The organism is Marinobacter sp. S6332 (genome assembly GCF_023016045.1).
Classification (GTDB): domain Bacteria; phylum Pseudomonadota; class Gammaproteobacteria; order Pseudomonadales; family Oleiphilaceae; genus Marinobacter.
Genome location: NZ_JALKAP010000002.1, coordinates 417,068 through 437,269, shown reverse-complemented (window position 1 = coordinate 437,269; position 20,202 = coordinate 417,068). Strand labels below are relative to the sequence as shown.

The 20,202-nt window shown below is 53.1% G+C and carries 21 protein-coding genes and 1 tRNA gene; 8 read left to right on the top strand and 14 right to left on the bottom strand.

Annotation, left to right across the window (positions count from 1 at the left end; translation table 11 throughout):
* Nucleotides 1-614 (top strand): DDE-type integrase/transposase/recombinase (locus MWU62_RS04725; RefSeq protein ID WP_247113765.1); only part of this gene is annotated, 614 nt, incomplete at its 5' end.
* 23 nt (nucleotides 615-637) lie between these two features.
* Nucleotides 638-1,057 carry a hypothetical protein gene (locus MWU62_RS04720; RefSeq protein WP_247113764.1) on the top strand — a complete coding sequence of 140 codons (420 nt, stop codon included), beginning with the start codon at nucleotides 638-640 and terminating at the stop codon, nucleotides 1,055-1,057.
* A gap of 192 nt (nucleotides 1,058-1,249) precedes the next feature.
* Here the strand turns inward: MWU62_RS04720 and MWU62_RS04715 are convergent, their stop codons facing one another.
* The 10 genes from MWU62_RS04715 to MWU62_RS04670 form a co-directional block, all read right to left on the bottom strand.
* Nucleotides 1,250-1,744 carry a hypothetical protein gene (locus tag MWU62_RS04715; RefSeq protein WP_247113763.1) on the bottom strand — a complete coding sequence of 165 codons (495 nt, stop codon included), beginning with the start codon at nucleotides 1,742-1,744 and terminating at the stop codon, nucleotides 1,250-1,252.
* Complete coding sequence (locus MWU62_RS04710) at nucleotides 1,737-3,284, bottom strand: YfjI family protein (protein ID WP_247113762.1); 1,548 nt, start codon at nucleotides 3,282-3,284, stop codon at nucleotides 1,737-1,739. Before MWU62_RS04710 ends, MWU62_RS04715 begins: the two co-directional genes overlap by 8 nt.
* The gene (locus MWU62_RS04705; protein ID WP_247113761.1) at nucleotides 3,281-4,255 is read right to left on the bottom strand and encodes a toprim domain-containing protein; all 975 of its coding nucleotides are present in this window, start codon (nucleotides 4,253-4,255) and stop codon (nucleotides 3,281-3,283) included. Before MWU62_RS04705 ends, MWU62_RS04710 begins: the two co-directional genes overlap by 4 nt.
* Nucleotides 4,252-4,506 carry a hypothetical protein gene (locus MWU62_RS04700; RefSeq protein ID WP_247113760.1) on the bottom strand — a complete coding sequence of 85 codons (255 nt, stop codon included), beginning with the start codon at nucleotides 4,504-4,506 and terminating at the stop codon, nucleotides 4,252-4,254. Before MWU62_RS04700 ends, MWU62_RS04705 begins: the two co-directional genes overlap by 4 nt.
* Before the next feature lie 151 nt (nucleotides 4,507-4,657).
* On the bottom strand, nucleotides 4,658-5,533 hold the full coding sequence (locus MWU62_RS04695; protein ID WP_247113759.1) for a hypothetical protein: 876 nt from the start codon (nucleotides 5,531-5,533) through the stop codon (nucleotides 4,658-4,660).
* 93 nt (nucleotides 5,534-5,626) lie between these two features.
* The gene (locus MWU62_RS04690; RefSeq protein WP_247113758.1) at nucleotides 5,627-6,724 is read right to left on the bottom strand and encodes a site-specific integrase; all 1,098 of its coding nucleotides are present in this window, start codon (nucleotides 6,722-6,724) and stop codon (nucleotides 5,627-5,629) included.
* Nucleotides 6,725-7,157: 433 nt separating this feature from the next.
* Nucleotides 7,158-7,233, bottom strand: a tRNA-Phe gene (locus tag MWU62_RS04685).
* A 121-nt stretch (nucleotides 7,234-7,354) separates the two neighbouring features.
* Entirely contained in the window at nucleotides 7,355-7,627 is a 273-nt protein-coding gene (locus tag MWU62_RS04680; RefSeq protein WP_216007652.1) for an oxidative damage protection protein, read from the bottom strand.
* 76 nt (nucleotides 7,628-7,703) lie between these two features.
* Nucleotides 7,704-8,771: an A/G-specific adenine glycosylase gene (gene mutY / locus MWU62_RS04675; protein WP_247113757.1), complete on the bottom strand. Its 1,068-nt coding sequence runs from the start codon at nucleotides 8,769-8,771 to the stop codon at nucleotides 7,704-7,706.
* The gene (locus MWU62_RS04670) at nucleotides 8,768-10,993 is read right to left on the bottom strand and encodes an AsmA family protein (protein WP_247113756.1); all 2,226 of its coding nucleotides are present in this window, start codon (nucleotides 10,991-10,993) and stop codon (nucleotides 8,768-8,770) included. Before MWU62_RS04670 ends, mutY begins: the two co-directional genes overlap by 4 nt.
* Nucleotides 10,994-11,184: 191 nt before the next feature.
* Between MWU62_RS04670 and MWU62_RS04665 the strand changes: the two genes are divergently transcribed.
* The 5 genes from MWU62_RS04665 (at nucleotide 11,185) to hisF (ending at nucleotide 14,554) form a co-directional block, all read left to right on the top strand.
* Nucleotides 11,185-11,646, top strand: a complete 462-nt coding sequence (locus tag MWU62_RS04665; protein ID WP_247113755.1) for an SRPBCC family protein — start codon at nucleotides 11,185-11,187, stop codon at nucleotides 11,644-11,646.
* A 126-nt stretch (nucleotides 11,647-11,772) separates the two neighbouring features.
* Entirely contained in the window at nucleotides 11,773-12,366 is a 594-nt protein-coding gene (gene hisB / locus MWU62_RS04660) for an imidazoleglycerol-phosphate dehydratase HisB (protein ID WP_200362005.1), read from the top strand.
* A gap of 28 nt (nucleotides 12,367-12,394) precedes the next feature.
* The gene (gene hisH / locus MWU62_RS04655) at nucleotides 12,395-13,036 is read left to right on the top strand and encodes an imidazole glycerol phosphate synthase subunit HisH (protein WP_247113754.1); all 642 of its coding nucleotides are present in this window, start codon (nucleotides 12,395-12,397) and stop codon (nucleotides 13,034-13,036) included.
* Nucleotides 13,030-13,767 carry a 1-(5-phosphoribosyl)-5-[(5-phosphoribosylamino)methylideneamino]imidazole-4-carboxamide isomerase gene (gene hisA, locus MWU62_RS04650; protein WP_247113753.1) on the top strand — a complete coding sequence of 246 codons (738 nt, stop codon included), beginning with the start codon at nucleotides 13,030-13,032 and terminating at the stop codon, nucleotides 13,765-13,767. The genes hisH and hisA overlap by 7 nt, the downstream gene beginning before the upstream one ends.
* Before the next feature lie 13 nt (nucleotides 13,768-13,780).
* Entirely contained in the window at nucleotides 13,781-14,554 is a 774-nt protein-coding gene (gene hisF, locus MWU62_RS04645; RefSeq protein ID WP_247113752.1) for an imidazole glycerol phosphate synthase subunit HisF, read from the top strand.
* On the opposite strand, the gene MWU62_RS04640 is transcribed toward hisF, so the two are convergent.
* The 4 genes from MWU62_RS04640 to gpmM all read right to left on the bottom strand — a co-directional run bounded on the left by MWU62_RS04640 (nucleotide 14,551) and on the right by gpmM (nucleotide 19,609).
* Complete coding sequence (locus MWU62_RS04640) at nucleotides 14,551-15,336, bottom strand: divergent polysaccharide deacetylase family protein (RefSeq protein ID WP_247113782.1); 786 nt, start codon at nucleotides 15,334-15,336, stop codon at nucleotides 14,551-14,553. The two genes, hisF and MWU62_RS04640, sit on opposite strands and share 4 nt — an antisense overlap.
* A gap of 59 nt (nucleotides 15,337-15,395) precedes the next feature.
* Nucleotides 15,396-16,793 (bottom strand): S41 family peptidase, encoded by a 1,398-nt coding sequence (locus MWU62_RS04635; protein WP_247113751.1) that lies wholly within the window; start codon nucleotides 16,791-16,793, stop codon nucleotides 15,396-15,398.
* 108 nt (nucleotides 16,794-16,901) lie between these two features.
* Complete coding sequence (locus MWU62_RS04630) at nucleotides 16,902-18,041, bottom strand: peptidoglycan DD-metalloendopeptidase family protein (RefSeq protein WP_247113781.1); 1,140 nt, start codon at nucleotides 18,039-18,041, stop codon at nucleotides 16,902-16,904.
* Between the two features lie 20 nt (nucleotides 18,042-18,061).
* Nucleotides 18,062-19,609 carry a 2,3-bisphosphoglycerate-independent phosphoglycerate mutase gene (gpmM, locus tag MWU62_RS04625; protein WP_247113780.1) on the bottom strand — a complete coding sequence of 516 codons (1,548 nt, stop codon included), beginning with the start codon at nucleotides 19,607-19,609 and terminating at the stop codon, nucleotides 18,062-18,064.
* Nucleotides 19,610-19,768: 159 nt separating this feature from the next.
* Between gpmM and MWU62_RS04620 the strand changes: the two genes are divergently transcribed.
* Nucleotides 19,769-20,185 (top strand): rhodanese-like domain-containing protein, encoded by a 417-nt coding sequence (locus MWU62_RS04620; protein WP_247113750.1) that lies wholly within the window; start codon nucleotides 19,769-19,771, stop codon nucleotides 20,183-20,185.
* The last annotated feature ends 17 nt before the right edge of the window (nucleotides 20,186-20,202 follow it).

Below are 20,202 nucleotides of genomic sequence, written 5' to 3'. Positions count from 1 at the left end.
GTCCGTCCGCTGTGCGTGGCCAGCATTGGTACCTGTACCTGATTATGGACATATACAGTCGCAAGATCGTTGCTTGGGAAATCCATGAAATGGAATCCGGTGAACTAGCCAGGAAACTGGTCGAGCGTGCATTGCTGCGCGAGAGCTGCTGGCACAACCCGCCGGTGTTGCATGCCGATAATGGAGCGCCAATGACGTCTTATACGCTCAAGGCCCGGCTGGCCGATCTGGGCATGCTGATGTCGCACAGTCGTCCGAGAGTGAGCAACGATAATCCATACTCGGAATCGTTGTTCCGCACGGTCAAATACTGCCCGGAGTGGCCCTCAAAAGGCTTTAAATCGCTCACGGCTGTGCGTGAATGGATGCTGGCGTTCGAGTGCGCCTACAACGAAAGACATCTGCACAGTGGTATCAACTTCGTAACACCGGCAGATCGGCATCGTGGCGTTGATCACCAGCGCCTGGCGCATCGGAAAATGGTTTATGAAAGAGCAAAGCGCAGGAATCCACAGCGCTGGTCTGGCAATACCCGGAACTGGGAAGTCACCGGTCCGGTATCGCTCAATCCTGGCAAATTGCAGGAGGTTGAGCTTAATAGATTAGCTGCTTAGGTGCAGCTATTTGGACAACTGGGTTGAAAATCGCCGTGATAGTGGCGCTTATTGTTGCTGGTGCACTTTGGTATTTGGCTGGCCATTTGGCTCGAAATAGTGTTGATTCGGCATCGAACAGTTCGGGACGGCTTGCCATTAGTTATTTCAAGAGCGCTATGTTGTTTTTGTTTGCAGGAATTGCCGCATTTTTGGTTTATGGCATTCTACTCTTTAGCTTGTCGGCACTCGTTCAATACTTCACGAACCAAGGTTCATTGGAAGCGGTGTTGTTCTTTTCGTCATATTTGAAGCTCGTTACGCTTGTTATTTTTAGCGTTTGGGCTTGGCTTACTGGCAAATTTTTATCAAAGGATGGGCCGAAAAGATGGGGGCAGATAGGTTTTTGCGTTTTTCTAATTGCTCCCGCCTTGCCCTATATTTTCTCATTCTTGGTGGCCTAAAGCTGACCGTGGATTTTAGATTCTCCTAAGTGCGCCATTTTAATGATGCATTGAGTGGCTTAGGGAATCCTGTCTTATTTGAAGAGCTAGTCGTTGTGGTTTAGTTCTCGCTGGGTGAAGTGTTAAGGGTGGTTGGTGTCGTTAACGGTTCTGCCGTGAGCATCATGGTATGTAAGGCGTAAGCTTACCCCTTTACGTGTGGCTTGGCGGTGGCTTGCTGAACTCGGCTGGCGGCTCCCTGCATGCAGGCAACTTTCCACCAGCCCGCATCAGCCTGAAGTAATCCAGCATATAGCTCCGGCTGTTGAAGCCTTGCGCTATGTCGTTCAGGTCGTCGTCACTCAGCAGGGCGCGTAACTGGCTTGTGTCTGCCTGAAGCATTACCGCGATTTCCGCCAGCATTGCATCAGGGTTCTGTGCAATTCTCTCAACAGGGGGCTGCGGATTTTGCGGATTTGCGGATTTTCTCGTTAATTCGTTTTTATTCAGTGGGTTACAGGATTTTGCCGTTTGCGGATTTTTGCGGACGTTTGCGGATTTCTCACTGCCTGCCGAAAAATCCGCAACTTTCCGCAAATTTTCCGCAGGCTCAAACCCGCGTGGTTGTGCGGTTTCCGCAGAATCCGCAGAATCCGCAGGGTGTGGCGTTTTGTATTCGCGCTTTATGGCTGCCATTAGGTCAAACATGGGTCTGGCCTTCTCTCACCTTCCATTTTCGGGCTTTGCCATTTGGGCCGTTGCCAGCAACAACAACGTGCCCATACTCCACCAGCAGCGTTAGCAGGGTGCGGGCTTTCTTGGCCGTTCGGTAGGCGGCTGGCAGTTGTTTGAAGTTATCGGCGCTCAGTTCTTCGCCGTTGCGCTGCATCCAATCCAGTACTTGGGCTGCATCGTGTTCAGCGGCGTTTTGGCCTGCTTCTTGGGTGCGCTGAATCATGGTGTTCAGGTAGTACTCCATCAGCGTTGACGCTCTTTCGATATGCTCCGGCGTTGGGTCTGTGCGGGTTTCAAGGTAGGCCAGTACGCCAGCAATTCGGGCGGTGTTGTCAGCAGCCTTGGCGGCGAACTCTCTTATTTCAGATAGCTCTCCTTGCTGCGATAACTGCCGTTCAATCGCGTCATGGGTATGTGTCCAAGTTTCAAAGGCTGCTCCGGTGATGGTTAGGGTTGCTGGTTCAAGCTCTCCGGCTTCGTTGGTTGGCAAGGGTTGGCGTATAAGCTCAGATAGTGCCTCCCAGAACTGAATTACAGCAGGGTCACGGCTGACGCTTTCATCGTGTGGACGGTCTGCCAGAAAGCGGGTTCCCACCAGCGATTCATCGGCGCACACCAGAAAGCGGGCTAGAAAGCCTTGGCCCTTCATCAGCGGGTCAGCCAATACCTTGTTGGCAATGATGGGCTGCATCATCAGATGGGCGGCAAGACGGCGGCCTGCCAGTACGCCAGATTCACCAGCGCCAGCCCGTGTGCGTGTGATTGCCTTTCCGTCCCATAGTTGTGAAAGCATTGTTATGGTGCGGCCTTTGGCTTCGTCTGCCATACCGTGCCCGCTGAAGAACGCCCCGCCTTCATCCGAAAACAGGCCAGCGGTTGGCAAGGCTTCAGCTAGGTGTTTATAGATACCTTCCGCTGTGGGTTCTTCCATCAGGATATGCGGGCGAGGCGGTGGCTTAGGTCTGCTTTTCTCAAGCTCTGCTAGGTCTTCGGTAAGGGCTTGTTGCTGCTCGTAACTCAGTGGCTTTTGTTTCTGGCCGCTGCCTTTGTAGCTTTTCACAATGCTTTGGTAGCGCAATTCGTGGGCTTCTTCTGCGGCCTTGTGTTCTGCCATCAGGCTTTCATGCTCTGCCCGGCGCTCTGCCTGGTATTCGTATACTGGCCTCATGGCCAAACCATCCATTGAACTTTTACGTTCGCCACTGCCAGCAATGGTTATGCAGTACAGCGTGGTGGGGCTGGTGCCAATGTTGCCCTTTTGAATGTTGACGTGCCCTTGTGTCGCCAGTGAGGCAACCGCCAGCAGCGATTGTGCAGCCATGCCAACGGGTACTTGAACGTAATAGGCCAGCGCCTTTGCCGCATCTCCTAGCAGCTCTCCCAGTGCGCTCATTGGGTAGGCTGGTAAGGGTGCCTTACGTGCCAGTGGTAACGGCTTAGCATCAATGGCAGCCAAGGGCGCGATAATGCCGGTGTTAGGGTCTGTGGCTTTCATGATGGGCTTTGCGGTCATAGCTGCCCCCTTTGCCACTGGTGCAGGTCGTTGAAGTCAGAAAGGGTCAGCGGTGCCTCGTCTGGCCATTCTGGCAGGGCGTAACGTGCCCCGGCTGCAATCGCTGCGGCGCGGGCTGCGGTTACTCCGGGGTTGCCTTCGGTCTGGCGGTCGTCGTCACCACAAACGATAAGGTCAGCATCAGGCCAACGGTTACGTGCTCCGGTTGCCACGGCTCGGAGGTTGCCGCAATCAATGGCGGCCAGCACCAGGGCGGCGGGGTCTATCTCTGCCAAGGTGCAGCCGGTGGCGTAGCCTTCGCATATCAGGATGCGGGCGGGGTAGTCCGGAGCGTTCACGACGATAAAGTGTCTGGCCTTCTTGCCGCCAGCCATTAGGCGCTTATTACCGGCCTCGTCTATGGTTTGCAGACTCCATGCTTTGCCGCTGAAGTCTGTTAGCAACAACACAAGTTCATGGCCTTGCTGGCGGGCGCTGTGGGGCTGTATGCCTTTGCTTTGCAGATAGCCATGCGTCGGGTTAGCCGGTGTGCATTTATGCCAGCGTTGGGCTGCTCTGGCGGCGGCTTGCTCCCACTGACGGGCTTGTTCTGTTTCTCTAGCCAGCTTTGCATCGGCAATACGGCGTTTGAGTTCTCGGCGCTCGGCTTCAGTCAGTGTGTCGCCAGTTTGAGCAATCCACTTTAGTTCAGTACCAGTTGCCCAGTCGCCAGCGATAACGACAAAGGGTAAGCCCCTGTCGTGGTAGGCAATCAGCCATAGGTTTTTGCTGTTGGGCTTGCTGGCGGTGCCGGTGCGGGTTATCTGGCCATCAGTCAGCCGTGATAGCAGGGCATCCATGTTTGCAGGCTCAATACCGGTATTCAGCAGGGCGTCACGTATAGCGTCTAACCGTTCGCCGTAGGTGCTGGCGGTGGTATAATGGCCTTGGGTATGGCGCTTTGCTCTTTCGGGGGCGGGCGCTTTTTTCATTGTGCTGCTCTCCCGCCGATTTGTGCGGCGTGTCCCTGTTTTATCCCCCCCATAAATTCCAAGCGGTCAAACAGCAGTTTGCGTCCAAAGCGATAAACGCCGGGCAGGTCGTGGCCCTTGGTGAACAATAGGTGGCGAACGCCTCCCGGTGTGATTGCGGGTTCAGCCTGGCATAGCTGGCTGAGTGTCAGCAGTGTCGGGCCTTGGTTGGCGGCTTCGGTGTTGGTGTGGTTTTGTGCTGCAACGGTCATGTTTCATGTCCTCAAGTTTCGAGAGTTGCTGTGGTTGGCTGAGTGCATGAAAACAGTCGAGTTGTGTGCAGAATAGATAGAAGGGTTTAGGTGGAAGGGGTGAGCCCTTCCGAGAAAGCCCGCCAATACTGGCCCGGAAGGGGTGAGCCGTTTACTGGTTGCGGTTGGGCTGGCGCCCTGTTGGTGCCCAAGTTGGGCGGATTATTGAGGCAATCGCCTTTGCCTTATTGTTGCCCTGTTCTGGTCTATCCATACGGTTTTTTACCCAGTCTGCTACCTCTGAATTTATAGGGTATTTCTTGCCATCGTTCGGGGTGCGGCCCTTCCAATACTTGCGCCATGCGGTAATCAGTAAATCCATTTCGGGTAGTTCGTCAGCCCCCAGCGCTTCATATAGAGCGCGAAAATCATCAGGTAGGGCTTTCAGTTGGTCGGAGGCGTTAACGTTCTCAGGCTCAGAAAGTAACTCGGAAAGCTCGGTGATACGCACTCCCAGATAGCTCCCATCGGGCATTGCTTCGATGGGGGCGCTGAGCGCAAAGTCACGGTTAGAGGCTACAAGCGTTAATGGATAGGGCGGTGTCGGAATGGTTGCGTCGAGCCTGTCAAGACTAGGCGCATCAGGTAATTTAGATATATCCCAAAGTATCCCCAAAAAGCGTTCACCCGATACTATAGATGCGATATCCCAAATACCGGTGTAAATATCGCCGTTTCCTAGGAAAATCGGATTAAACTGTTCGCCCTCAAAAAGTAGAACATCTGATAGCGGGTGCGAGGGATTGCTCTCTCTAAGTTTTTTGGATTGTTCTGTCTCGGGTATGGATAAATCGCCAAGTGTAAGTTCAGCGAAAGGCAGGGGGGTATCACCCGCTTGTGTAATGCGAATAGATAGCGTTATTTCTCGATCCATTGCTAACTGGAGAATGTCAGAGGTCGTGACTGTCGTATCACCCTGGCTGTTATGAGTAAGGTAGTCAGCGGCCTCCGTGAGCGTGTACCAGGATTTTTGAATAAAACGATTCATAGCGCCCCCATTAGCGCCCCTAAATTAAGTGGCCATGCCAGGCGGGTAGGGTTCCTGCTTTTCGCTTCGTCGAGCTAGGCATGGTCAAAACGGTTACTTGCTCGCTGTCGTGTCGTCTTGAAAAATGGCGGTTGCCATCCGCTCAACAACGGCGGCTTTGTGGTCTTGCGTCAGGTGGCTATAGCGTTGAACCATGGCCAGGGTCTTATGTCCGAGAATGTCCGCGATTTCCCGCAAGCCAGCCCCGTTCATGGCTAGGTAGCTGGCTGCGGTGTGGCGCAAGTCGTGGAATCTGAAGTCGGTAAGCTCTGCTCGTTTCAGTGCAGTTATCCATGCACGTTGGAAATCGAGGGGCTTATCTTGTGTCTTGTCAGTGCGGCCCTGAAATACGTGGGCGCTGGAGTCCAGCGGGCGAACCTTGGCCCATTCCTTCATGGCTTCCAATGCTGGCCCTACCAAGGGTGCGGCCCTTGTCTCGCCGTTCTTGGTATCCGCAAAAATGATTCGTTTACGCTTCAGGTCAACATCCCGCCAGCGTAGGCCGGATATTTCGCCACGGCGGCCCCCGGTGGTGAGTGCCAGCAAGACAAGGGTTTTCAGTTCTGGCGTGTCGGTGGCCTGGTCGCAAGCATTCAACAATCGGTTGCGCTCGTCTGTGCTTAAAAACCGGGTGCGGCCTTTTGATTCTTTGCCCCGGCGAACCTTCCGGCAAGGGTTGTCGGTAATCCATCCCCAATCGTCAGAGGCGGCTTTCATTACGGGGCTGAGTGAAGCTAGGTAGCGGTTAACGGTCGCATCGGTGCGCGGCTTTTCGGTCTTGCCTGATTTGTAGGGCGTGGCCTTCAAGGTATCGCGGCATTCGGTGAGAAGGGCTGGCGTAATGTCGCTGATTGAGGTTGCGCCAATCTTGCTACGCCACCACTTCAAGTGAATGCGGCGGGGGTTCTGGTCTTTCAGGTCGGGCAGAATGTCGCGGCTGTACCGGTCGATAGCATCCGCCAGCGTTTTACCCTTGCCAGCAATTGAATGAAAATATCGGCCTTCTCTGATTGCGGCCTCGGTCTGGGTGGCCCATCGCTTGGCATCGGTCAGCCGTTCAAACGTAGCGGTTTCAGCTTGGCGACCTTTGAGGCGGATTTTTACCCGGTAGGTTGTCCCGGTCTGAGTTGTGCGTTTTTCTATCGTGGCCATGCGCTGCCCTCCAGTGGTGTGAAGGACGCAAGCTGATATAGTGGCGTTGCCATTGGCTGAACCTCCCTATTAGGTTTTGCCGGTGGTTGCCGGGCTGGTGTTAGCGCACTGGCCCGGCTCCCCTTCACTGTAAATCGCAACACGACACAAAAGCAACTAGGGGATAGTTAATCCTCTGGAATTATCTTCTATCTATCTGAAATTATTGGGTTAGCCTTTTGGTTGAGGCTCTAATGGGACGCTGGCGGGACAGTAAGGGCTGAATTTTGCTCTTATTAGGTGTCCCAACGGGACAGTAGATAGCATTTGGATTTGGGCAGGATAAGGGCTGAAGTGTTGGGCTGTTTTGCGGTTTAGTGTCCCGCTAGTGTCCCATCTCAAGGGACAGAAACGAAAAAGCCCGCGGGTGGGCGGGCTAAGTCGTTGAAAATATTGGTGCCCGGAGGCGGAATCGAACCACCGACACGAGGATTTTCAATCCTCTGCTCTACCAACTGAGCTATCCGGGCAAGTTGCTATACTGCTTTGCAACGGGGCGCTATTAAACCGGTTTCGGTGTGGTGAGTCAAGGCCAGCCCTGAAAAATATCCGAATCTTTTCAGGGTTGATCAGGCTTTAACCAAAATCGGATTATTTCTCTGGTGGTACGTAGCCTTCAGCCTTGTCAAAAGGCTCATTATTGAAGAAGTGCTCCATCTGGGCCTGCAGGTATTTTCGAGTGTTGGGGTCCATCAGGCTTAGGTGCTTTTCGTTGATCAGCATGGTTTGTTCGTGCTGCCACTCTTCCCAAGCCTGCTTGGAAATATTCTCGTAGATATCTTGGCCTTTTGCGCCGGGCATGGGCGGGAAGTCTAGGCCTTGGAGTTCTTTCTGGTGTTTGCGGCAGAAAACGGTGCGGCTCATGATCACTCCTGTTGTCAAAGGTAAGTGGCTGGGATGATATCAGATAGTGCGGGCTGAGCGTGTGGCCGCCCTGTTATCAGAGCAGGGTGGCCTGTTCCGGGTTTGTGAGTAGTGTGCGGATAGGCGCAGGCAAACCCAGTGCCAGTGCTTCGTGCCTATGCAGCCATTTGTGCTGGCCATTATCTCTAACGCCTTGCTGCCCGGTAACGCCCAGTCGGGCAGGCTGAATGTGCAGGTGGTAATGGGAGAAGGTATGGCGAAACCCACTGATCAACTCGGGTTCTTCGCAGTCAAGCCCAAGGTTGCGTTCGCAAGCTTCTTGTAGCTCATCGGCTCCGTATGCTGGGTCCAGTTCCGGCAGGCTCCACAAGCCGCCCCAGATGCCGCTGGGCGGGCGGCGCTCCAGCAGAATTCGGCCTTCTTGGTCTTCCAGAATAACCATCCAAATGGTTTTTTCAGGTTTTGCTTTTTTAGGCTTGGAGCCGGGGTAGAGGTTGGTCTCTTCTCTGGCGTAGGCTGCGCAGCCTTTTTGCAGAGGGCAGTCGTTACATTTGGGGCGGCTGCGGGTGCACACCATCGCGCCAAGGTCCATGATGCCCTGAGTGTAGTCTCGAATGCGCTCGCTCGGTGTGTGTGCCTCAGCATGCTCCCAGAGTTGCTTTAGTACGGAGGTTTGCCCCGGCCAGCCGGGAACTGCGTGATAACGAGCCAGTACACGTTTTACGTTGCCGTCAAGAATGGCTGCGCGCTTACCGAAGGCTTGGGCAATGATTGCTGCCGCGGTAGAGCGGCCTATACCTTTAAGGCTTTCAAGCGCTTCCTGCGTGTCGGGAAATGTGCCTCCGAAATCGTCCATAACGGTTTGAGCGGCGTTTTGGAGGTTACGGGCCCGTGCATAATAGCCAAGCCCAGACCAGTGGCTAAGTACATCGTCAACCGGTGCTTCCGCCAGAGACTGAACGTTTGGGAAGCGTTCCATGAACGCAAGATAATAGGGGGTGACCGTGGCAACCTGAGTTTGCTGAAGCATGATTTCAGAAACCCAAACCCGATAGGCAGTTCGGTTGTGATGCCACGGCAGGTCATGCCTGCCGTGGTTGTCGTACCATTTTAGAAGATTTTCAGCGAAGCTATCGGCTGTCACTTGAACAAGCCTTTGAGCTTATCCTTTAGCTTTTCGCCATTCTCCCCGTCAAGCTTCTCTTCCAGTTTTTCGCGGACCTTTTCTTTGGCTCTTTCTTTTTCCTTGTCTACTTTTTCTTCCACTTTAGCTTTGGCCCGGTCTACTTCTTCTTTGGCTTTTATTTTCGCAGCGTTCTTCGCAATAGTCTTCAGAGTGTCGCGGAAGCGTGAGCCGTCGAATGAGCATAGGCTTGCGGCACCCGCTGAAAAGTCACCGCGGCACTCCACCGGAATAACAACGTCTTCAACGTATTCCGTCACGCGGCAGGCATTGTCGCGGTGAATCTCGCCAACAATCCGCAGGCCCAACTCGTAATCAACGAGAGTCTTCTTCATATCAACCGAGCCTTGGCCTTCCAGTCTCATGCCTGCAAGTGCGGCAACAAGGTCTGTGTTGTTGAAGGTGTTGCCGTTGATCTCCAGAGTGCCATGCATGTCGTTGAAGGGGGTGGTGTCACCCCAGTCATCGGTTGTTAGCTCGTCTTGATTTGCCAGCGCAATACCCTGACAGGCCATGCGGGTAAGGTTCATGTTCCGGAATTCGCCCTCGGCAAGGTTGAAGCTGATCTGGCCGTCTGCTTTATCTCTTAGAACAGAAATGCGGTTGCCCGAGGTTGTCACATTTACTTTCAGGTTAGCCCCGCCGGAGAGCATGGTTATTTCAGCCACATCCGCAAGCAGCGGTAGGGTTTGTACGTTGCTTACATCAGAGTTGATGGACCACTTTGGCGTATCGGAGCTGGCATCAATGGTGGCATTTGCGCCAAAACTACCTTCATAAAGCTTGCCGCTGAATTCATCTACTTTGAGCAGGCCTTTGCTAGCCGTTGTGCTAGCTTTGATTTCGTTGATGGTTAAGTTGCTTACAACCAGCTCACTTAGCCCGAAATCGATATCAAGAAGCAAGCCGCGCAAGGTTTCTAATGGAAGCAGGTCGCCTTCCGGCCCACTACCGGCCGTTTGTGATGGGGCCTCGTCTGCGGTTTCTGCACCTTCAACTTTGGGTGGCAAGTAACGGTCTGCATCAAGTTTGTCGCCTTGAAGGTCAAAAACGATACCGCCGTTTTCGAGGTTATAACTACCAGAGCCGTTGAAGGTGGTGTCATCAAGTTTGATAACCAAATCAGACAGCGCAGGCTTGCCTGCAGGGCCAGCGATATCAGTAGAAAAGGAGATGGCCTGAAGAACCGCTTCATCGGCGGTCTGGATGGTGGGTTGGCCCATGTTTTCCAGCAGTTCTTTGAGGGAAAACTCGGTGATGGCTAACTTGCCCTTCAGGGTTGGTTTACTGCCAAAGCCTTTCACATTGAGGTTTGTGTTCAATGTCAGGTTTGCAAGGCTGGCAGTGAAGTCACTCAGTGTTGCGGTTTCGTTTTCCAGATTGGCTTTGGCCGAGCCGCTCATCTTGGCTGTTACTGATTTGTCGCCAAATGGCTCGCCATTCATTTTAAACTCAGCTTGCAGGCCGGAAACCGAAAAATCGTTCAGCGCTTGGTTGGCTGCAAGGCGGGCTTCTATGCTTCCGTCCACGGCGAATTGTGGTTGGGCTGTTTCTATACGAAAACTTATTTCCAGTGGAAATTCGGAGCCCAAAGTGATGTCGCTGGCACCTACCGTGAAGTCTTCAAGTGTCACTTTCTGGCCAGTACGCAAATCGCTGTAATGCACTTGTGCATTGCTGATCTGGATATTATCGACGTTGAAGTTCAGGGCTTCGCTGCTAGCTTCGGCGCCCGGTGCTGGCTCGGATTCGCTGGCTACTTCCTGCTTGTCTTGGCTCGTATCACCGTTTGTGGCTTCAGGCATTATACGGGTCCAATTGCCCTCTCCCTGCTCGTTAATGCTTAGATTTGCATCTAGGCCGTCGAGTACGAAGGTGCTCACTTGCGGCTCCAGAGCAACCAGAGACCAGAAGTCCACTTGTGCTACCAGTCGCTTTAATGCAATAAAGCGATCGCCGTCTAAGCTGGCTTCCACATCATTTAGCTCAAGCCCGAGGGGGATAAAAGACCAGCCAATATCGCCTGCAAGATCGAGATCAAGATTGGTTTTATCCTCAACAATACTTTCAATCTTTGGCTTATAGGCATTAGGGTCGATAACGGCCATGGCAATAGCAATCGCGGCGACAGCGAGAACAACCAATGCAACGATGGCGATCAGCACATAACGTATGGCTTTCATAGTTCCGGCTTCCTTTTTTGTTCCGGGAGCTTTCAGGATTCAAGGCGAATCCGGGTGCGAATTAGCTAAAGGATAACGCAGGGTTAACAAATTAACAGGGCAGGAGTATGACAATGCCGTAGTGTTAGGCCAAAATGCACCTATTGTTTTTGACCTGATAAGTATTGAATAAACATAAAAAGGAGTTCGCTGTGGCTATCACTGTTTCGATTGAATTGAACCGAGAGCTTGAGATTCCGGGCAGTTATGATGAGGTTTTTGATTTGCTGGCGGATGTGCCGCGCTCTGCTGCTCACTTTCCGAAGGTAAACAAGCTGACGGATCTTGGCGACAACACCTACCGCTGGGAAATGGAAAAAGTTGGAGTCGACAAACACGCCATCCAGTCTGTGTACGCATGCAAGTATTCTTCGGATAAGGGCGCCGGGAAAATCACTTGGGAGCCAGTGAAAGGCGAGGGGAATGGTTTGGTTCGCGGTTCTTGGGTACTGAAAGCGAAAGGCGATAATGCGACGACAGCAAAGTTTCAGACCAGTGCTGAGCTAACGCTGCCACTTCCAGGCCTGTTGAAGTTGGCTATCAGCCCCGTTATCAAGCACGAGTTTAACGGTTTGGTGGATACCTACATGAACAACCTGAAGAAAGCCTTTTGATTTTCCTCCAATAAGGCAGGCTATCGTAACGATTAAACAGGTTATGGGACTCCTGAGAGCATAAAAGGTATAATCCGAAGATTGAATTTTCCGGCGTTGTGCCACTTAATTTGCTACGGAGTCTCCATGGCCGAACGTAAGGCTCGGGTAGAACGAAATACCCTTGAAACTCAGATCACTGTTGAAATTAACCTCGACGGTACCGGTAAATCCAGTTTCGATACAGGTGTGCCATTCTTGGAGCACATGATGGAACAGATCGCCCGTCACGGGATGATGGATCTGGATATCGTTTCCAAAGGCGATTTGCACATAGATGACCACCACACTGTGGAAGACGTTGGCATTACTCTTGGTCAGGCGTTCAAGCAAGCGGTGGGAGATAAAAAGGGCATTTGCCGCTATGGCCATGCTTATGTGCCCATGGATGAAGCACTCTCACGTGTTGCAATTGACCTGTCTGGTCGCCCTGGCCTGATTATGGAAGTGCCTTTCACCCGCGCTGTTGTGGGTGGCTTTGATGTGGATCTGTTTGAAGAGTTTTTCCGTGGTTTTATCAACCATGCGATGGTGACCGCGCACATTGATAACCTGCGCGGCAAGAATACCCACCACCAGATTGAAACCGTATTCAAGGCATTCGGCCGTGCCCTGCGTATGGCGGTTGAACTTGATGAGCGCATGGCGGGCGTTACCCCGTCTACCAAAGGCTCTCTTTAATTCGCCACGCAAGGACACCGCACTTACCATGAAAACCGTTGCCATCATCGACTACGGCATGGGTAACCTTCACTCTGCCCGCAAAGCGGTAGAGCATGTAGCCCCGGATACCAGAGTTCTAGTAACCGATAACGCAGACCACATTCGTGAAGCCGACCGGGTGATTTTACCCGGTGTTGGCGCCATTCGTGATTGCATGGCGGAGATCCGCCGGTTGGGCGTGGACAACTTGGTTCGGGAAGTGTCCCGTGACCGTCCGTTCCTCGGAATCTGTGTTGGCATGCAGGCGCTAATGTCCCGTAGCGAAGAAAACGGCGGGGTTGAAGGTATTAACCTGTTTCCTTCCGAGGTGCGCTTCTTTGGCGAAAACCTGATAGAAAATGGCGAGCGCCTAAAGGTGCCCCACATGGGGTGGAATCAGGTTTGCCATGCTATGGAACACCCGCTGTGGCAGGGCATTCCTGATGGTGACCGCTTCTATTTTGTACATAGCTATTACGCTGAAGCGGAAGGTAATGCAGACATTGCCGGGCGCAGTCATTACGGCGTTGATTTAGCCGCTGCGGTGGCCAGAAATAATATTTTTGCTGTGCAGTTTCACCCCGAGAAAAGTGCCGGGGCAGGTCTGCAACTTCTCAAGAACTTTACTGATTGGAATGGAACATGCTGATTATTCCCGCCATTGATCTGAAAGACGGCCGATGCGTGCGGTTGCGCCAGGGCCGTATGGAAGACTCCACCGTTTTTGGTGGCGACCCAGTTGATATGGCCACCCGCTGGGTAGAAGCTGGTGCCCGCCGCTTGCACCTTGTTGATCTGAACGGTGCTTTTGCAGGCGAGCCGGTTAACGGAGAAATTGTTAAAGCCATTGCACGCAAATATCCGGATTTGCCAATACAGATTGGCGGCGGTATTCGTTCAGCGGAAACCATTGAAGCCTATCTCAACGCCGGCGTGCAATGGGTCATTATCGGCACCAAAGCTGTTAAAGAACCCGAATTTGTGACGGAAATGTGCAAGCGCTTCCCGGGCCACATCATTGTGGGGCTTGATGCCAAAGATGGCCGCGTAGCTACCGATGGCTGGGCTGAGGTTTCTGAAGTGATGGCAGTCGATCTAGCAAAACGTTTTGCTAGCGATGGCGTTGAAGCGATTGTTTATACTGATATCAACCGCGACGGCATGATGCAGGGCGTAAACGTGGAAGCCACGGCTGCTCTGGCAGAAGAGGGCGGTATTCCTGTGATCGCTTCCGGTGGCGTAACCAACATGGATGACCTCAAGCGTTTGGCGCCAGTGGCCCACAAGGGTATCGTTGGCGCTATCACTGGCCGCGCGATATACGAAGGCACGCTGGACGTTGCGGAAGCTCAGGCGTTCTGTGATTCCTTGAAAGGCTGAACAAGGTAAATTTATGACACTGGCAAAGCGCATTATCCCCTGTCTGGATGTGGACAAAGGGCGTGTTGTGAAAGGCGTTAACTTTGTGGATATCCGGGATGCCGGCGACCCTGTTGAAGTAGCCCGCCGTTATAACGAGCAAGGCGCTGACGAGATCACCTTTCTGGATATTACGGCAAGCCATGAAAGCCGAGATACAACCTACGAGACCGTAGAGCGCATGGCTGCAGAGGTTTTCATCCCTTTGACAGTGGGTGGCGGTGTTCGTGCGGTGGAAGATATTCGCAAGCTGCTGAACGCAGGTGCAGATAAGGTTGCCATTAATACCGCTGCGGTATTCAACCCGGAGTTTGTGCGCGAAGCTGCAGACCGCTTCGGTAGCCAGTGTATTGTTGTGGCTATTGATGCCAAGCAGGTGAGTGCTGAGGGTGAGGAACTTCGTTGGGAAATCTTTACCCACGGTGGCCGCAAGCCAACCGGGCTAGACGCTGTAGACTGGGCGCGTAAAATGGTGGAAATGGGTGCTGGGGAGCTCTTGCTAACAAGCATGGATAGAGATGGCACCAAGATTGGTTTTGATCTTGGCCTGACGCGAGCTGTTAGCGATGCGGTGACGGTACCAGTGATTGCTTCAGGTGGCGTGGGCGAGCTTCAGCACTTGGCAGATGGCGTTACCAAGGGCGGCGCCGATGCGGTGCTTGCGGCGTCTATATTCCACTTTGGTGAGCACACAATTCCTGAAGCCAAGGCCTTTATGAAGGCACAAGGTATTGAAGTCAGGGATTAGTGTTTTTTAGCAAAAGCAGGCCGGATGGTCTGCTTTTCCCCTTCCGCGAACATCCTTTGGTTATTGTTGCGAATTGCCCAAAGCCCGCTTACCGTAGCTATGGCAATACCTTGCTCGTCCAATAACGGAAGGTGCTTTTCCAGATAGTCGACGGTCACCGTGTGTGGGTGGCCTATGCCGATCGCGCTTCCTTTTAACTTTGCCCGCCGAACCAGTTCTCTGAACTGTTGGTCGACAAACTCTTCTGTTTGCTCATGATCCAAGAACACATCCCGTGTCATTGTGGGGATTTGATAGGCGGCGGCAACGTCGCCCGCAACAGACGAGGCAATGGTTCGGCTATCGACAAAATAAACCGGATAGCGATTCAGCTCCTTCATTACCCAGTCCATGGGTCTCAGTTGCTGAGTTAGCAGGCTGCCCATGTGATTGTTCACCCCTTGCACATAAGGGATAGATTGCAGGGCTCGGCGCAGGGTCGATGTGAAGCTCTGCTCGTCCATGTCTGGTGTTAGCCCGCCTGGCCCAAGGCTGAAATTGCGGGTGTTTGCCATGGGGGCGTGCAGCATAATCTCTTTATTGCGATTGTGCGCCAGGCGCGCAAGAGAGTCTGTGTGCCTGCGGTAGGGTAAAAACGCCAGTGTCAGTGGCTGGTCCAGATTGGCTAGGCGCTCACCCTCGTGCAGGTTATGTCCCATGTCATCAATGATGATGGCAATGGTTGGCGGAATGCCCCCGGTAGAAGGCTCTGCCGCTACTAAGCCAGCCGCCAAGCTTGCCAGTGCCGCCAGCGCCAGCCTAATCAGGGCTGAGATGGCCTGTTTATAAGCAAAAAGGGCCTTCACTGTGTTGCGTCTGCTCCCTTGCGATTTAGGATGTGCAGCCCTTTAAGCAGGTTGAGTGCCGAGCGCAGTTGGTAGTCCCTTTCTGCCATAGAGGCATTTTGACTGTCAGTCTTGGATTGCTTGTCTTTGCCTTCGGTTTTCTCATCTTGGCCAATCAAGTGGCCGCTGAGATCTGCTTCGGTAAAGAATGGGCGGCTATCCAACTCCTTCAGCTCAGCTGGCTTTACTTCAATGTCTGGTTTAATGCCTGTGGCCTGTATAGAGCGACCGTCGGGAGTGTAATAGCGAGCGGTTGTCATCTTGATGGCGTGGGTTTCGTCCAGTGGAATAACGGTTTGAACGCTGCCTTTGCCAAAAGATTGGGTGCCCATAATGACAGCCCGCTTATGATCCTGAAGCGCACCAGCAAGAATCTCTGATGCGGAGGCAGAGCCGCCGTTAATAAGCACAACAATGGGTGTGCCAGCCATCACATCGCCATTTTTGGCGCTAAAGCGTAGGCGGGAGCTCTGGATTCGGCCTTCAGTGTATACAATCAGCCCTTCGTCGAGCAGTGCGTCCGCCGTGGCAACAGCTGCTTGTAGAACGCCGCCCGGATTGTTGCGCAAGTCGATGACTAGTCCGTCCAGATCACCGCCATGGTCTTCCTTTAGCTTTTTGAGGGCTTTTGTAAATTGACCGCCTGTTTCCGCTTGGAACTGGGTCAGGCGCACATAGCCGTAACCGTCTTCAATCATGCGCGTCTTCACGCTGGTAACCTTGATAACAGCCCGCTCTACGTCGATCTCTACCGGGGCATTTTCACCCTCGCGCATGATGGTCAGCGTAAGAACTGTGCCGGGTTTGCCGCGCATAAGCTGCACAGACTCTTCAAGGCTCATGCCTTTTACCGGTTTCTCATCAAGCTTAATGATCAGGTCGCCGGACTGAACGCCAGCTTTCTGCGCAGGCGTGTCATCAATAGGTGCGATAACCTTTATGAAGCCGTTCTCCATGCCGACTTCAATGCCTAAGCCGCCAAATTCCCCTGAAGTGCTTTCTTCCAGCTCTTCGTAATCTTTAGGTGCGAGGTAAGTAGAGTGGGGATCCAGATCGGAGAGCATGCCTTTGATGGCGCTTTCCAGTAGCTGACGATCGTCTACCTCTTCAACGTAGGCGGCCTTGATGCGGCTAAAAACCTCGGTGAACTTGCGCAGATCGTCCAGCGGCAGTTGTTTTTCCGGGTCGGGCAGGGTGATTTCAACCCGCTCACCATTCTGAATGCCTTCCAACAGCTGGGTATCGTCGGAGGGATCTTCCTGCGCGAGCGCAAGCCCGGGAAGAGACATGAAACAGGCTGCGAGGATGGCTGAGCGCAAAGGTAAGGCTTGGAGTGTACTTCGGACCCGTTTCATTCACATATCCCGTGGTTATTCCGATAGTTGAGCAGAGGGTTGGGCTGAGCTTTATGTTCCCGACAGTATGGCGTCAGCGGGCGCGTTTGTCAGCCCCGCCGCCAGTGTTCAGTTGGCCAGCCAGCGCCCCGGGTTATCCGGTTTACCGTTATGGCGAACCTCAAAATACAGTGCTGGGGCGTCTGTTCCGCCGGTGTGACCTGTCTGTGCAATAGGCTCTCCGGCTGCAACCCAGTCGCCGGGGCTAGTGAACAAGCTGCTGCTGTGGCCATAGAGTGTCATGTAGCCGTCGCCGTGATCAATAATTGTTATCAACCCAAAACCCCTTAGCCAGTTGGCAAACACAACGCGGCCGTAATGAATGGCTTTTACGTCGGCTTCCTTGTCGGTCTGGATGATCAGCCCGTTTCTGCGTAGTTTACCTTCGGCATACTGATCACCAAAGCGGCTGGTTACCTTGCCCTGTGCTGGCCATGGCAACTTGTTGCGCAGCGACGGAAACGGCTGGGACTCATTGGGGGAGGGAATGTTTGCGATGGCTTGTTGTACTTCGGAGAGCAGTTTTTCCAACCGTTTGCGGTCAGATTCAAGCTCGCTTTTTTCGCTGCGGCGGCTGCGAATATCCTGATCAAGCGCTGCCAACGTCTTCTCTCGCTCCAGTCTGGAAGCTTTCAATGCCTGTTGGCGCTTAACGATGCCTTCCTCTGCGCCAGCCAACTCCGCGCGGGTATTCTGAACCGCTGCTTGGGTTACCTTGAGTTCCTCCAGATTTTTATGGAAAGCTTCTAGACGCTTAACCGTATCGCGGCTGAGGTATTCGTAATAGGTCATGGTCCGGGCAATGTTGTCCGGGTTCACTTCGTTGAGCAGAACTTTTACAGCCGGAGCGTCGCCTTCCATCCAAGCGGTACGTATTTGTTTTTTCAGACTTTCTCTCTGGCGCTCCAAGGTGCGCGCCAGTTCTTGCTCTTCTTTCTGCAATTTGGCCAGTCGTTGCTGCTGTTTCTTTGCCTGTTCGACAAGAGATCTGCGTTCGCGAGTCAGTCGGCTGATGGTACGTTCAGCCGCAGCTAACTGTCGCTCCAGTGCGGAGCGATCTTCTTCGGCGTCAGCCAGCCAGTCGTCGATATCCTCAATGCGTTCCTTGAGAGCTGCAATCTGGGCTGGTGTAACCTCTTTCGCGAGCGCGATTGACGCTGCACCCAGCGTGAAAGTGAGTGCCAGCGCCAATACTGCAGTTAATCGCAATGCTAAGGCCTGTTTCCAGATCAACCGAGTTTAACCAGACTATGGCCGGTCATTTCCTTAGGCAGTTCCAGCTCCATTAATGCGAGGAGGGTGGGGGCTACATCACTCAGGCTGCCGTCATCACTAAGAGTGACAGCGCGATTGCCTGCGTACACCAGAGGCACAGGGCCGATGGTGTGTGCCGTGTGAACCTGACCAGAATCCGGATCAGTCATTTGCTCGCAGTTGCCGTGATCAGCGGTTATAAGTGCCTGCCCATCGACTTCTTCGAGTGCTTCAACCACCCGTTGTACGCACTTATCCAAACACTCTACTGCCTTTATGGCTGCGTCCAGTTTGCCGGTGTGGCCAACCATGTCTCCGTTGGCGTAGTTGCACACCACTAGATCGTATTTGCCGCTCTTGATGGCTTCAACCAGTTTATCTGTGACTTCGGGAGCGCTCATTTCGGGTTGTAGGTCGTAGGTGGCCACTTTGGGAGAGGGCACCAGAATCCTGTCTTCGCCTGTAAAAGGTGTTTCTTGTCCGCCGTTAAAAAAGAAGGTGACGTGGGCGTACTTTTCAGTTTCAGAAATGCGTAGTTGGGTTTTGCCAAGCCCTGCTAGGTATTCGCCTAAACCATTCACCAGCTTTTCAGGCGGGTAGGCACAAGATGTTTTTATATCCGCCGCGTACTCGGTGAGCATTACAAAGTCTGCCAAATTTGGGTGTTTGCGGCGTTCGAATCCATCAAAGCTCTCGTCAACAAACGTGCGGGTCATTTCCCGGGCCCGATCAGCCCGAAAGTTCATAAACAAAACCGCATCGCCATCATTAATAGTGCCAGCGGACTCGCCAGCGTTTTGGATGCGTGTTGGTTTCACGAACTCATCGTTCTCACCGCGCTCGTAGGCTTGTTCCAGAGCTGAAACAGGGTCAGCAGCGGTGAACTCCGCTTCTCCCTGCGTCATCAAATTATAAGCAGGCTCTACTCTGTCCCAGCGGTTGTCTCTATCCATGGCAAAATAGCGGCCAACAATAGACGCAATTCGGCCCACGCCTAGACTCTTCAACTTTGCGGCAGCTTTCTCTAGTGACGGCTTTGCACTGCGGGGCGGCATATCGCGGCCATCAAGGAATGCGTGAACGTACACTTCTTTGGCACCCCTTGCGGCTGCAAGCTCGGCGGCTGCGAGTATGTGGTCTTCATGGCAGTGAACGCCGCCGGGTGAAAGTAGCCCCATTAGGTGAACGGCGCCGTCATTTTTGATGGCTTTGTCGATTGCGCTGCAAAGTGCCTTGTTGTCGTTGAAGGTGCCTTCTTCTACATCCTTATCAATACGCGTTAGGCTCTGATAAACCACACGACCTGCGCCAAGGTTCATGTGCCCGACTTCGGAGTTACCCATCTGGCCCTTCGGCAGCCCTACAAACATGCCCGAGGTGTTGATGAGTGTTCGGGGGTTGGATTCCCAGAGCTTGTCCCAAAAGGGTGTGTTGGCGTTGCTAATGGCGTTGTCTTCGGCGGGATCACGATGGCCCCAGCCGTCCAGAATTATTAGTGCTGTCGGCTTGCGCAATGCTGTCATCATTCAGTCCGGAAGTAGAATAGCGGTAAGTTTACAGAAGTAGATATTAAGCTTATCCATTTTTGGGCTTTGAGGCCACAGTCGTCACCTGTATGGTCGCCTTCTGTCCGGCGAGCAGGCTGTGTATAATCCGCCCAAACTTATTGTCAGGGTAACCTCATGGATCGGTTGTTTGAATTTGTCGTTAACCACTACGTACTTGCCTCGCTGTTTGTGGCCTTTTTGGTCGCTATTCTGGTGCTGGAATCCAGACGGGGTGGCGCTAAAATTTCCGCCCAAGGCGCCGTGAGCCTGATAAACCGCGATGAGGCAATTGTGGTTGATATCCGTGATCGCAAAGAGTTTGGCGAAGGTCGTATTACGGGTTCTGTGAATATTCCGCTGAGCAGTCTGAAAAGCAGAGCTGCCGAGCTGAATAAACACAAAGACAAACAGATCATCGTGGCTGATAAGATGGGCCAACACTCGGCCATGGCCGTCAAACAGTTGAACGCAGAGGGTTTTGCTAATGTGGTTCGGCTTAATGGTGGCGTCAGTGACTGGAAAACCAGCAACTTGCCGCTGGTAAAGAAGTAAAAGCGATAGCAGTGCTT